This window comes from Serratia sp. 25CWL12, assembly GCF_055790885.1.
The window spans coordinates 1,164,961-1,178,335 of record NZ_CM147698.1; the positions used below are offsets into that span (position 1 = coordinate 1,164,961).

The following is a 13,375-nucleotide window of genomic DNA, read 5'->3' on the forward strand; positions in this document are numbered from 1 at the left end:
TAGGGATATTTGATGGCTTATTCATTACAGAAGTCGACGGTAGCAACAGTTGTAGGGTTGGCGTTGATGATGACACTGGCGGCTTGTTCTTCCGATCAGCGTGATAATCGCCAGGTCAGTGGCGATGAGTCCTATCTTAACACCGCCCCGCTCAGTCCGTTGAATGCACCGTCTGGTTTGATTTTACCGGTGCAAACCGGTACCTATGACGTGCCAGTCATTACCCGCAAAGGTGATGTTGGCAAGCAACTGGATATTCGTCCACCATCGCAGAGAGTGGCTCCGACGACTGGTGGAGTAGAAAGACCGAGTGTGGTTGCTCCTACTGCTACTGGTGCGCTGGATGTGCAAAGTGGTACCGATGATACCGGTTTGCCGGTGGTGATTGTTCGCGCCCCTTATGTTGTCGTGTGGGAGCGCTTGCCGCCTGCATTGACCAAATTGGGGATGACAGTGAATGATCGCAGCCGTTCGAAAGGCGCTGTAGAGGTTACTTATAAACCCCTGAGTAGCAGTGACTGGCGCGCCTTGGGCGTAACAGACCCGGGGCTATCAAGTGGGGATTACAAGCTGCAGGTGGGTGATTTGGATAACCGTACCAGCTTGCAGTTTATTGATGCCAAAGGTAAGCCGTTGGCACAGCCGCAGAATGATGCCTTGGTGGCGGCATTCCAGGCTGCTTTCAGTCAAACCAATAGCAAATAATCATCATTAAGGGGCTACGGCCCCTTTTTGTTTTGTTGCTACGGTATCGTTTGCGTCACGGATTTGGCACAATATACCCAGTTAAAGCAAGCTCGGTATGGCTATTGGTAGCCACGGTATTTATCTGTTCAATTTTATGTTCAGCCAGTTGTCACCTACAGCGCTATATCTCTGTGGTTTACAGGCTGGAAGCTATAACCCTATTGGAGTCACTAAGATGCAAAAGCTAGCTGAGTTGTATCGCGGAAAGGCAAAAACTGTCTATGCCACTGAAAACCCGGATCTGTTAGTGCTGGAATTTCGCAATGATACATCAGCACTGGATGGTCAGCGCATTGAGCAGTTCGATCGCAAAGGAATGATTAACAACAAGTTTAATCATTTCATCATGAGTAAGTTAGAAGAAGCCGGTATTCCAACCCAGATGGAGCGCCTGCTTTCCGATACTGAGGTATTGGTGCAGAAACTGGACATGATCCCGGTTGAGTGTGTGATCCGCAACCGTGCCGCAGGTTCATTGGTGAAACGTCTGGGCATCGAAGAGGGGCTGTTGCTGGATCCGCCACTGTTTGATCTGTTCCTGAAAAATGATGCGATGCACGACCCTATGGTTAATGAATCCTATTGCGAAACGTTTGGTTGGGCGAGCAAAGCTCATCTGGCTCGGATGCGTGAGTTGAGCTACAAGGCCAATGAAGTGTTGAGTAAGCTGTTTGATGATGCAGGGCTGATCCTGGTGGATTTCAAGCTGGAGTTTGGCTTGTTCAAAGGTGAAGTGGTGCTGGGGGATGAGTTTTCACCAGACGGTAGCCGCCTGTGGGACAAAAAAACGTTGGATAAAATGGATAAAGATCGTTTCCGCCAGAGCTTGGGGGGGCTGATCGAAGCCTATGAAGATGTTGCCCGGCGTATTGGGGTGAAATTAGACTAACGGCTTGTCGCCATTCAAGCACCAGGTAACAACGCTGCAGTTTGAATGGCGATGGTTATATAGCAGGGCGGGAGCACACTTTGCTTTTTATTTAACCAAAGAATAACTGGGCCCGATAATTGTCATCCCAACTTGCCTTTTTTAGCTTGTTTCTCTGACTCGGCGCACCACAATTGCTCTGCTTTATGATGTTCAGAACAAACCGCCGGAATAGCGCCATATTCTCGACCGCATCCTCCATCGCTATTCTGGAGGCATCTTCATTGAACACCACATCAAGAATGTAATGCTGGCTGTTCTCGATCCGCCAGTGTTGACGAATATAGTGCCCGAGCAGCTTGTGTTTGGGGGATAACGAGCTGACATAGTAGGCGGTCTCTACCGTTCCTTTTCCGTTGGCGCTACGGTGACGCTCAACGGCGATGATGCTGCGGATTGTCGGCCATTTCTCCGCCAGCTCAGGCGGTAGTCTTGATTTTAATTGAAAGACATAACGCTCTTCTTGGCGGCCATGACCACTCTCTTTGTGCTCGACGATTATCTTCTCTTTCTGTGCGTCAAAGAGTGCCTGAAATTGCGATTGAACGGCTTGATACAGCTTCGGTTGGTTCTTCTTTACCTGAACCACCACATGCGCCTTCTTCTCGCTAATTTTCTCCAGCGTCTCACGCTGACAATGCAGGGCATCAAGCGTCACAACGGCGCCTTTGAGCTCAAGAATTTCCAGCATTTCTTTGACCGTTTCGAGTTCCCCTTTCTTATTTGGGGTTGTTTTCTGGCTTAAAACCAAACCATTTTCGGTATCGTAGGCTGTAACCAGTTGCAGAGCTTCGGCGGCATTTCCGCGGTAGGAGCCGCGTAACACCTTGCCGTCAAAGGCAATTATGGGTTTGCCTTGATGGGTACGCTGTTCATTGACCCAGCAGAGCAACGCTTCAAGCAGGGTATCGATGACAATGCAGCGCAAAATGCGGGCAATGGTGTGACGGCGCGGGATACCGTTGGCAAAAGGTCGATACTGACGGAGCCAATCGGCCTTTGAATTGCCATAGGTCTCTATGTCCCGCCAGCCTTCGGCACCACTCATGATGGCACTGATGACAAGAAACATGACGTCAACAAGGTCATGTTTACGATTGATGTCAGAGCGAGTTTCTTCAACAAGGGTAAGGTGTTCAATCAATGTCATCGAGCGTGCCTCCTACATGGAGACGTGATTAGATCACAGACGATCTGCCCGTTCAAGTTTCATTAACAAAGTGCGATCCCGCCCTGGGTTATATAGGGCAATGGTTTAATTGTGCGATAACATCGATGAGGTAATGTAGGTGACTAAAGGCATTTCGGGTTATACTCGTCATCCTTCAAGTTGCATGGGTGTTAGCTGCATTCGTTCGCACCAGTCACATAGTCATCTATGCTTCTGGCGACTCTCGAATTTTCCGCCTACATGCAACTCGAATTATTTAGAGTATAAAGGCATGGGAAAGTCATATCAAAAAATAGCATATTACCCGACAATGCCTTAACGCGATAAATCCTTTATCCATCCTATTTCCACACCCAAAATTGGAGATTTTACACGGCAATCAACACATTGAATATTTGACTCGCTCGGACTCTGTCGGAAAACAGGATAAATTGCCTAAAATACGATGGGTTAGGAAATGACAACCTTACCCTATGCATTAACCCTCCAAACAGAATTATTTAAAAATCCAACGCAAAAATTTTATTTTATCTTTATAAGGTGCATAGAGTAATGGTAGATCAATCCAGGTTCTCGACTTAAGGATACTTTTCTGATGAGAGAATCGCTTAAAGCCGTGAATGCCATGATAACTTCCGATACCACTTTCCCCCACTCCGCCAAACGGTAAATAGGAATTAGCGATATGCATAACGCAGTTATTAATACAGCCGCCGCCAAATTGAATATTTTCGATCAATTCGTTTTGAACTGCATCACTGGAAGAATAAATATAACAAGCTAGGGGATGCTGGGGCAGTTTGGAGATAATGTCATAGACTTCATTAAAATCACTGTAATCTAATACAGGTAAAACTGGCCCGAAAATTTCGTCCTGCATCGCCTTGTCATCTAGTTGACAATCACGCAGCACAGTGGGCGCTATAAATTTTGTCTTATTATTGGTCTGACCACCGATAACCACTTTTTCTGGTTCTATCATCGCCGAAATGCGGGCGAAATGACTATCGTTGACGATGCGACCATAATCAGGACTTTGTTCTGGATCATCGCCATAACATTCGCGGATACGTTGCAGCATTTTTTGTAAAAAGACGTCTTTGACATCTCGATGCACCAGTACATAATCCGGCGCAATACAGGTTTGCCCGGCATTCATAAACTTACCGTTGCAAATCCGTTTGACCGCCAAATCCAAATTCGCATCGTGATGCACTATACAAGGACTCTTACCACCTAACTCTAATGTTACCGGAGTCAAATTTTTTGCCGCCGCAGCCATAATTATGCTGCCTACGCGCGGACTACCCGTAAAGAAAATATGATCGAATTTTTGTTGTAACAGCAAAGTGGTTTCTGCAATCTCGCCCGGAATATAGGCGATATAATGTGGCTGGAAGTATTCTCCTAGCATTTTCTGGATTACGGCGCTGCATGCTGGGGTCATTTCGGATGTTTTTAACACTACAGTATTACCGGCGGCTATCGCTGCAATTAACGGCGAAAAAGACAGATTAACTGGATAATTGTACGGTGCTATAATCAGATTAACCCCCAATGGGGAATGATAAATCTGGCTGCTGCCAGGTTGGCAAAGCAAGGAAGTCCAAGTACGTATTGGCTTCATCCAGACCTTCAGTTTTTTTATAGTTTCACTAATTTCATGCTGACAAAAGCCAGTTTCAGCCAAAAAAGCCTCAAATTCTGATTTGCCCAAATCTTGCTTCAAGGCTGCGTGCAATTCATGCTCATAGCGCTTCAACGCTTCTTTCAGTTTATTCAAACAATCAACACGATGTTGGTAGCCACGTGTTATGCCGCTATTAAAGTATTCCCGCTGTTTTTTGATGATTGAAACAATCTCTTGCTCTTGCATTATTAGGCTCTCAGTTAATGTAATGAATGTAGTGACATTTCCTTAAGATTTCCCTCTGATAAGGACGCTAACTCAACAGATTATAATATAACCGGGCGTAGGCGGTAAGAGCCAAGATTGTTGTCTCCCCAGATTAGTTTATGCGGCCTGTTTTTCACGCTCTGGATTGAGCGTGGTAATTGCCTTGCCATTACCCAGCCTAAACTGCTTGTGGAACCGGTATCCAGCGGTCATCTGGGGCAGACCATGGCTGGCTTTGGCTACTCGAAGATACTGATAGTCACCGATGCCATGATCGTCAAATTGGGATTACTCAAAAAACTGACCAATGCCCTCAGTGCTGGTGGTACCAGCTATGTGTCTGTCCCGCGAGCCTAAATACCGACTCCTTTTGCTACCTAACTGCATCTTAATTTCACTTGGGTATATAATATTCGTCACTCTTCCGACGATAGCGCTATTTTCAGGTTGAATTTGAATGTTACAGACAATGCAACAATGCATGCAGCGGCAAGGGATCCGGCGGCTCTTGGTGATTAGTGGCGAGCTGCTCTGGTGTCGGGAGCAGGCTCAACAGCTTGCCACATCGCTTCTGGGAGATGTGCTGTGGGTGAGTGATGATGCTCCGTTGGGCGTTGAAGCACTGACTGGCAACACCGTTAAAACCTTGTTGGGGCAAGAGCGACGCCATGCCGTTTTTGATGCAACAGCAGGGCTGGACGTAGAAGCATTGGCGCAACTTTGCGGAGCCTTATGTGCCGGTAGTTGGTTACTATTATTGGTGCCATCTTGGCAGCATTGGGCGCAACAGCAAGATAGTGACAGCCTGCGTTGGGCCGATTGTTCACAGCCTATAGCCACCCCAAATTTTATCCATCACTTACAGCAACAGCTATTGGCTGACAGTGAAGTGTCGATTTGGCGTCAAGATGAGCCATTACATTTGGCCCCTTTACCACCGCGCCAAGATTGGCAACCACCACCAGGGCACCCTAGCGCCGAACAGCAGGCGATTCTCACTCGCTTGTTGGCGGCAGAGTCCGGTATCTGGGTATTAACTGCCGCCCGTGGACGGGGCAAGTCCACGTTGGCAGGGATGCTAGTCTCCCAGAGTCCGTTAAGTTGCTGGGTCACCGGGCCAAGCCGTGGCGCCACCGAAGTTGCCAGTCAATGGGCTCAGGGGCGGGCTCAATTTTGGTCCCCGGATGCTTTACTGCAACATTGCCGTCAAAATCCAGCCATTGATGCCGGTTGGCTGCTGGTGGATGAAGCGGCGGCGATCCCGGGCCCGTTGTTGCAGCAATTGATCAGTTATTTTCCTCGTGTATTACTGACCACCACGGTACAGGGCTATGAAGGGACCGGCCGAGGGTTCCTGTTGAAGTTCTGTGCTGCATTACCGCAATGGCAGCCATTAAGCTTGCAGCAACCAATGCGTTGGGCAATGGGGGATGGGCTAGAGCGTATCATCGACCACGCCTTACTGTTTAATGAAGAGCCGTTCTGGCAAGCAACCCCGCAACTGCCGGTGATTGAACCGATTGAACAGACAGAACTCTGTGCCGAACCAGCTCGGTTACGGCGATTCTATGCATTACTGTGCAGCGCACATTACCGCACCTCACCGTTGGATTTACGACGTCTGATGGATGCACCGGGGATGCATTTCAGTGCTGCCACTCTGCAAGATGAAGTGGTTGGCGGGTTGTGGCTGGTGGATGAAGGGGGGCTGGAGAGTGAACTGGCCCATGATGTTTGGGCGGGGCGGAGAAGGCCACGGGGCAACCTGGTGGCGCAATCCTTGGCGGCACACAGTGGGCAATGGTGGGCACCGATGTTACGCTCACGCCGTATCAGCCGTATTGCGGTATTACCTGAACTACGTCAGCAAGGGATTGGCACCCGGTTGATTGAGCAACAGCAGCAATGCACACAGGGGCTGGATTTTCTTTCTGTCAGTTTTGGTTATACCGAATCGTTATGGCGTTTTTGGCACTCGTGCGGTTTTATTCTGGTCCGTATTGGCAATAAAGCGGAGGCCAGCAGTGGCTGCCATACCGCTATGGCGCTGTTACCCATCAGTGAGCAAGGGAAAGCCCTGTGCGATGCGGCGCATAGGCAACTCACCCGGGATTGGCGCTGGTTACGGCAGCGCAACCCGCTGCCACTTGATATTGCCGATGATGATAGCGAACCATTATTAAATGAGGCAGATTGGCGAGAACTGGCGGGGTTTGCTTTTGCGCATCGGCCATTGGAAGCCAGCTTGGCGGCATTGCAGAGTTTATTGTTGACCTCAGAACACCCTTGTTTGGCATTACGCAGCTATTTACAACAACAGCACAGCACTGAGCAATGCATCGCCGAACAGCGACTGACTGGACAAAAAGCGCTACTACGCTGTTTTCGGCAAGAGACTGCGCAGGCTCTGGAACAGCTGGACAAACAGCGCTGCCGTGACTGGCAACAGTGGTCACAATCAACCAGGGGATGATGGCCCATGCTCTGTCGCGTTTACATTACTATACCCGTGATACTTCAAGTTGCTTGAAATCCTTGTTAAGTCCGAGATACTCGGGACAATCGCACTGAGGGGCACTCCGGCGGTTCACGCCGCTACGACCCCTTCAGCACGTTTTCCCTAATAACAGGACTGGCTGCGAACGGTGATAACCCGCACCATCTAGAATAACATGGGATTTTTGCTCGTAATTAGGATGAGTTTTTCATATCTCATTGAAAAAAAGATATAAATTATATTCATTTATCGTTTTATATTCGCAGATTAGTGGTGTCGCCAGAGACTGCAGATTCAGCGTGCCCATGATGTTCAGCCGTGTACTGCTAGCCGTCGTTTTTACCGCTTTCCTGTGGCCCATGCGTATCCAGCCATAACTGATTTTAGTGGCCTGAGTCGGATGGACTGCATCAATAAAAATAATTGGCTCACTGCCTAATTTTTCTTTCAGTTCTTCATAATCTTCAATGAATTGTCTTTGTTTCTCTTCGCTGAATTTATGAGGAATACCTGACAGCTTTTTGTAAGTGAAACTGTTACGGTGCAGCCAGTTATTCATTGCTGGAACGCTGAAAGTCACATTCCACGCGCGGACAATAAACGCAATAATATCATGGATATGGTGAAACAAATTATCGGATAACTGAGCGATTAACAGAGCTGTTTGTTCAGCACTGAGTTTGTTGTTTGAGCCACCATTTTCAGGTTTTAAGCTTTCCTTTATTCAGGAACTCGCTGATATGGTGGTCAACGGTTGTCTGATGCAGGCATACAGGCCCGTTGCTGGGTCTGTATCAGCATTCTCAAATTCCCCGTATGTTACTCTGCTGCCTGAAGGGGGATGGGTAGATAACCCCCCTTGTTCCTACTGCTAGAACCGCCCTTCCTGTTGGTGTTTTAGACATTATCTCGCCTCCGTCATTGATTTATAAATCAACCATTTCATTAAATCAGAAGAATTTAGATATAAATTCTTTATATAAAATTAAATTAATAGGATTACTCTTAAACTATAGTGTTATTAAGGTTTTTATGTTGATTAAATATGCTCAGGAAGTACTCTAAGGAGAGATTAATCAATAGGAAACATCGTGTTGTACTGCTGAGAGCTACAACGTGAATAGCCGTGCGTCAATGAGTTAACTCAAAGGGACTATCGAAGCTGAAAATGAACAAACTCGCCATGATTGCTGCCAGCCTGCTTTTATCCACAGCAGCGCAGGCAAATAACACCATTAACTTTCAAGGGGAGGTTGCAGGCCAGAGCTGTGCAGTCAGTATTAATGGCAATGCATCGGCACCGTTGATCCTGTTGCCAACCGTATCATCTGCATCACTCGGTTCTGTGGGCAGCACGGCGGGACAGACAGCATTCACCATTGGTTTAACGGGGTGTACTGCCTCTGGCACGGAACAGACCATCGATACCGTATTTGTGGGTAACAACCTGAATGCGGGTAAGCGACTGACTAATACCGGTAGCGTACAGAATGTCTCTTTAGAGTTGGTTGTTCCGGTAAACGCTGCCGTTCCACTCGGTCTGACAGGGCAAAAGGGCGCGGCAGGTCTGATCCTGGTTGCTGACGCAACAACAGCAAGCCATGACTTCGCGGTGAGATATTGCACCGAAGGTACCGTGACCAAGAAACCTGCTACAGCCGCGTTAAATCGCAACACCTAATGCCGTTCTATTTTCCGTTTCAGGCAGGTATTTAGGTGAAAGGTGCAGGCAGGGAGAGCCAATACCCAAGTAACTTGAAGCATAAAAGATATCTACCGTTACCCATTAAAATAAAAGTTTCAACCAATAGGAGTAATAATATGAACGCAAATGAGTTTATCACTAATCCACGAATGCATTCTTGGAGTAAAGATGACAGGACCATTTATCCTCTGCTCAGTTTTGAAGTTAATCCCGATGTTACCGAGGAGGATAAGCAAATAAAAGTCGGTATTTACTTGGTCAATGCTGAATTTGATTTCGCCCTTGCTAGGGAAGTCCTAGGACGTGAAATACCCAGAGGGACGGCTGGTGACTTTTATTTATGTCTTAATAAACCAGCTTTAAATAGCGTTGCGCAGTCTATTTCTGATATTGGGGTTGGGGGGGACTGTGGGGGAGGTAATGGCCCGGCAGCAGCTGCTCATAGCTGCTTATCCGCATATGATCGATAACGGTATTTTAACGCCCAACTCGATGATGTTACGAGTAAACGCAGGTCAATTTACCAGCGTGATGTTGGGGGTATCGTTCTATGATGACAACGGTAAAAATACCAGTGGGGTCAACTTCTTAGTGTCTGCCTTACCTAAACCCTAAATAAGGGCTATCCTCATCTCTATTCGAACCGCATCTTGAATGGCAATGGGGTGAAATAGCGGGAAGCTACACTGACCACCAAGTGAACGGCTCAGCCAACAGGGAGTGATGGAGCGTCGTTATCAGGCTATTTCCTGGATCCTGATCATTTGAGGGGGAACCTCTAGGAGTACTTGGTGGTTGCGGTGATAATAATGGGCTTCGAAGTTATCAAATACGTCGGTACAATCGCCACTCTTTAACGACCAGAAGGAAGTTTGATGTCCGTTGGTGACAAAAAGCGATTACCCATCACTCAATAACGCTCGTGCTTCGCAACAGTGGTCACAATCGTTGCAATAAATGGAACGAGTTATTCAATAAAACCCGATTTTCTCGATGGTTCAGCAGAGTATATTGAGCGACAGTTGCCGCTAAGTAGGGGCATTGATTGAATCTGAGGAGCCACCATGAAACACGAACATTTTGTTGTCCAGAGTCCTGCTACACCGGCGGAGCAACTGATTTTGTTGTTTCATGGTGTGGGGGATAACCCCAGGGCAATGGGGGAGATCGGCAGTTACTTTACCAAAGAATTCCCCCAAGCCTTAGTGGTCAGCATCGGTGGCCCATTTGTTAGTGATAATGGCAATGGCCGCCAGTGGTTTTCGGTTCAAGGGATCACGGAAGAAAACCGTCTACAGCGTATTGCTGAGGTGATGCCAAAGTTTATTGAAGTGGTGCGTTATTGGCAATTACACAGCGGTGTGAGTAATGCGGCAACCGCTTTGGTCGGGTTCTCTCAGGGGGCGATTATGTCGCTGGAAGCGATGAAAGCTGAACCCAAACTGGCTGGCCGAGTGGTTGCTTTTAGTGGTCGTTTTGCCCAATTGCCCGATGCCCATTTTGGGGAAAGCGTGGTTCATCTTGTTCATGGCGAAATGGATAGCGTGATTGCCCTGGCGCATGCACAAGCAGCGGAAGCCCGTTTAAAGGCGCTGGGCAGTGATGTGACTTTGGATATCGAGCCTGGTGTTGGGCATGGCATCAACCAGGGGATGATGGACAATGCTTTGTCACGTTTACATTACTACGTGCCACAGCATTACTGGCAAGAAGCGATGTCAGGCAAAAAAGGTGATTTGATTGCCTTTAAATATTAAGGGTTGGGCGCATTATGCGCCCATCATTTAGGGCTTTTTCGGCCAGTCTTCGTCATCATCCCATTGGGCATTATTATCCCGATGAGGAGGTACCTCCGGCTTGTGGGCCAGAAATTGCTTATGATCAAGACGGCGTAATTCTTTGATCCCATTAAGGATCATGCCAAACAGTAGGATCAGGATAATCCACCAGTAATCCGCTAACCAATGCATATTTATCCCTCACTCGGTGGGTGTATAAAACGTGCGAATATCAAGGGTAGATGGCTTTCAAGCCAGGATGCCCCTGCAACCTCTTTACCTTGCCAGGCCGCCAGTAGCAACTCGGGGGTCAATAGCTGTTCAGCCTGTTGTGCCAGTGGTTGATAACTCAAATGCCACGGTTCCATGGCAACCCCGCCGCCATTTCCACTAAATGGGCGGTAAAAACCAAATTCAGCCATATGTGCGGTTATCCACTGATTGAGTGGAAAGAAATAACCACCTTGTTGATATTCCCATGGCTCCAAGCGCAGTTTTTGTCCTGTGGGCAGCAGTGATGGATCGTAAATATCCAGATCCGTGCCCCAGTGGTGGCGACTGGCCCCCGGCAGTGCAGACCAGTGTAAAATGGCTTGGCAACGTTCAGCGGTGGAAAGTGGCGAGAGATCGAGCGGCTGGCTTTGTTGATCCACGACCGGCCGCTCACCACAGAACTTGCCGTTCCAGATAGCCAACTGCCGATCGAAGTCACGAAAGGTACTGGCAGGTTGCAGATCAAAACCCGCTGATTTTGCGGCCAGTTGCATGGCTTGAAATGCCACCACCGCAGCCGGTTGCAAGCGATGATGACCACTGAGTACTGCCAGATGTTCTGTCGAGCGCCCGGTGATCATCTCTGCGCTAATCATGCGACTAACTGCTCCATAATCCGCTGATACATACGGCTGAGTAATTGAAGGTCCGCCGCATTAACACACTCATTCACTTTGTGGATGGTGGCATTAACCGGCCCCAGTTCCACCACTTGGGCGCCCATTCGGGCAATAAAGCGGCCATCGGAGGTTCCGCCGGTGGTCAATAACTCGGGGGTTATCTCTGCGTAATGTTCCACCGCCTTGACCACCGCATCCACCAACGCGCCACGTTGGGTTAAAAATGGCTGACCCGACAGCCACCAGTCGAGGCTGTAGTTCAATTGATGACGATCCAACAGCTCGTGTACGCGCTGTTTGATAATGGTGTCGGTGATTTCAGTGCTGAACCGGAAGTTAAATTGTACCGACATCTCACCTGGGATCACGTTGTTGCTGCCCGTACCTGCTTGTATGTTGGCAATCTGCATACTGGTGGGGGGAAGAATTCATTGCCCTGATCCCATTCTATGGCAATCAGCTCATTGAGGGCGGGTAACGCGCGATGAACCGGATTATCTGCCAGATGTGGATAGGCGACATGGCCTTGAATACCATGGATCTGTAGATTAGCGGTAATGGAGCCTCGGCGACCATTTTTTACCACATCCCCAACCTGTTTATTACTGGAGGGTTCGCCCACCAGACAATAATCAAGACGTTCATCACGGTCCATCAAGGCTTGCACCACTTTGACGGTACCATCGATGGCGCTGGCTTCCTCATCCGAGGTGATCAGGAATGCCAGGCGGCCTTGATGATCAGGATTTGCCGCCACAAAGCGCTCGGCGGCCACCACCATGGCAGCCAATGAGCCTTTCATATCAGCGGCACCACGGCCATAGAGCATGCCATTACGAATAACCGGCTCAAAAGGGGGATTATCCCACTGTTTTTCATCACCACAGGGCACCACATCAGTATGACCGGCAAATGCCAGTGTGGTGCCTTGACCACGCCAGGCCCAAAAATTTTGCGTATCACCGAAGTTCATCGGTTCTATGGTAAAACCGCTGGCTTTGAGGCGGGAAATCATGATTTCCTGGCAGCCTTCATCATGTGGGCTGAGAGATCGGCGCTTAATAAGTTGTTGCGCTAATTCAATAACAGGGCAAATCATGCATTAACCTCGGAAATAAATTGTTGATAACTTTCGCTACTGAACCCCAGCAGGGCATGGCCATGACCATCATCCAGCAGGGGGCGTTTAATGATGGCGGGCTGTTCCAGCATTATGGTAATCGCGCTATCCGCGTTATCGCAGCCATTACGCTGAGCTTCATCCAGCTTGCGCCAGGTGGTGCCACGGGTATTCAAGAGCGCTTGCCACCCCAACCGAGCGACAAAATCCCGCAGCAGAGGCTCACTCAGCCCATCTGCACGGTAGTCGTGAAATTGATAGGCTACCCCTTGTTCTTCCAGCCAGCGGCGTGCTTTTTTTATGGTGTCACAATTTTTGATGCCATAGAGCGTAAACAAACTTTTTGAGTCCATATCTACCATGCGAAAGTGCTACCTATCTCTTTGAATCAGTAAGGAAAAGCAAGCTGATAGTGACGGCATATCCCGTCAAGAAGCTATGCTATTGAGTTATATAAAAGATAATGCGGTAAAACGGGGCTGAGATCCAGATAACTATGAGCCGATTGTCGACAAGGGGAGGTCGGCATTTAAAGGCCAGCTTAGGGAAGAGACATCTGGCTTGGGGAAGTTTTTTACTCGTTTGGTTGAAGGAAATATCATTTTGTATCGTTAATAAGGAGAATAGTAGTTGTAAATT

At 48.3% G+C, this 13,375-nt stretch carries 12 protein-coding genes and 2 pseudogenes; 7 read left to right on the top strand and 7 right to left on the bottom strand.

The features are described 5' to 3' along the window. Positions 1–12 precede the first annotated feature (12 nt). Positions 13–705, top strand: coding sequence for an outer membrane protein assembly factor BamC (gene bamC / locus ACX9GV_RS05020; RefSeq protein ID WP_473197273.1), 693 nt, complete (start codon positions 13–15; stop codon positions 703–705). Between the two features lie 217 nt (positions 706–922). Continuing rightward, positions 923–1,636, top strand: a complete 714-nt coding sequence (purC, locus tag ACX9GV_RS05025) for a phosphoribosylaminoimidazolesuccinocarboxamide synthase (RefSeq protein ID WP_023489295.1) — start codon at positions 923–925, stop codon at positions 1,634–1,636. A 91-nt stretch (positions 1,637–1,727) separates the two neighbouring features. On the opposite strand, the gene ACX9GV_RS05030 is transcribed toward purC, so the two are convergent. Both ACX9GV_RS05030 and ACX9GV_RS05035 read right to left on the bottom strand, forming a co-directional pair. Next, entirely contained in the window at positions 1,728–2,825 is a 1,098-nt protein-coding gene (locus tag ACX9GV_RS05030; protein WP_473195483.1) for an ISAs1 family transposase, read from the bottom strand. A 517-nt stretch (positions 2,826–3,342) separates the two neighbouring features. After that, positions 3,343–4,722 carry an aldehyde dehydrogenase gene (locus ACX9GV_RS05035; protein ID WP_473197274.1) on the bottom strand — a complete coding sequence of 460 codons (1,380 nt, stop codon included), beginning with the start codon at positions 4,720–4,722 and terminating at the stop codon, positions 3,343–3,345. A gap of 120 nt (positions 4,723–4,842) precedes the next feature. On the opposite strand from ACX9GV_RS05035, the gene ACX9GV_RS05040 reads away from it, so the two are divergent. Next, on the top strand, positions 4,843–5,100 hold the full coding sequence (locus ACX9GV_RS05040) for a hypothetical protein (RefSeq protein WP_473197275.1): 258 nt from the start codon (positions 4,843–4,845) through the stop codon (positions 5,098–5,100). A 100-nt stretch (positions 5,101–5,200) separates the two neighbouring features. Next, positions 5,201–7,216 (top strand): tRNA(Met) cytidine acetyltransferase TmcA, encoded by a 2,016-nt coding sequence (locus tag ACX9GV_RS05045; RefSeq protein ID WP_473197276.1) that lies wholly within the window; start codon positions 5,201–5,203, stop codon positions 7,214–7,216. A 157-nt stretch (positions 7,217–7,373) separates the two neighbouring features. Here the strand turns inward: ACX9GV_RS05045 and ACX9GV_RS05050 are convergent. Continuing rightward, a pseudogene (locus ACX9GV_RS05050) lies at positions 7,374–8,007 on the bottom strand (IS630 family transposase); the annotation flags it as partial. Between the two features lie 401 nt (positions 8,008–8,408). Here ACX9GV_RS05050 and ACX9GV_RS05055 point away from each other — a divergent pair. From ACX9GV_RS05055 to ypfH, 3 genes are all read left to right on the top strand, one after another. Next, positions 8,409–8,921: a fimbrial protein gene (locus ACX9GV_RS05055; RefSeq protein ID WP_473197277.1), complete on the top strand. Its 513-nt coding sequence runs from the start codon at positions 8,409–8,411 to the stop codon at positions 8,919–8,921. Between the two features lie 140 nt (positions 8,922–9,061). Next, positions 9,062–9,415 carry a hypothetical protein gene (locus tag ACX9GV_RS05060; protein ID WP_473197278.1) on the top strand — a complete coding sequence of 118 codons (354 nt, stop codon included), beginning with the start codon at positions 9,062–9,064 and terminating at the stop codon, positions 9,413–9,415. A gap of 594 nt (positions 9,416–10,009) precedes the next feature. Then, positions 10,010–10,702 (top strand): esterase, encoded by a 693-nt coding sequence (gene ypfH / locus ACX9GV_RS05065; protein WP_473197279.1) that lies wholly within the window; start codon positions 10,010–10,012, stop codon positions 10,700–10,702. Positions 10,703–10,729: 27 nt separating this feature from the next. Here ypfH and ACX9GV_RS05070 read toward each other — a convergent pair whose 3' ends face one another. The 4 genes and pseudogenes from ACX9GV_RS05070 to ACX9GV_RS05085 all read right to left on the bottom strand — a co-directional run bounded on the left by ACX9GV_RS05070 (position 10,730) and on the right by ACX9GV_RS05085 (position 13,098). Next, positions 10,730–10,915 carry a YpfN family protein gene (locus tag ACX9GV_RS05070; RefSeq protein WP_023492618.1) on the bottom strand — a complete coding sequence of 62 codons (186 nt, stop codon included), beginning with the start codon at positions 10,913–10,915 and terminating at the stop codon, positions 10,730–10,732. 2 nt (positions 10,916–10,917) lie between these two features. Then, positions 10,918–11,592: a M15 family metallopeptidase gene (locus tag ACX9GV_RS05075; RefSeq protein ID WP_473197280.1), complete on the bottom strand. Its 675-nt coding sequence runs from the start codon at positions 11,590–11,592 to the stop codon at positions 10,918–10,920. Next, a pseudogene (gene dapE / locus ACX9GV_RS05080) lies at positions 11,589–12,715 on the bottom strand (succinyl-diaminopimelate desuccinylase). Before dapE ends, ACX9GV_RS05075 begins: the two are co-directional and overlap by 4 nt. Then, complete coding sequence (locus tag ACX9GV_RS05085) at positions 12,712–13,098, bottom strand: ArsC family reductase (RefSeq protein WP_473197281.1); 387 nt, start codon at positions 13,096–13,098, stop codon at positions 12,712–12,714. Before ACX9GV_RS05085 ends, dapE begins: the two are co-directional and overlap by 4 nt. Between the last annotated feature and the right edge of the window lie 277 nt (positions 13,099–13,375).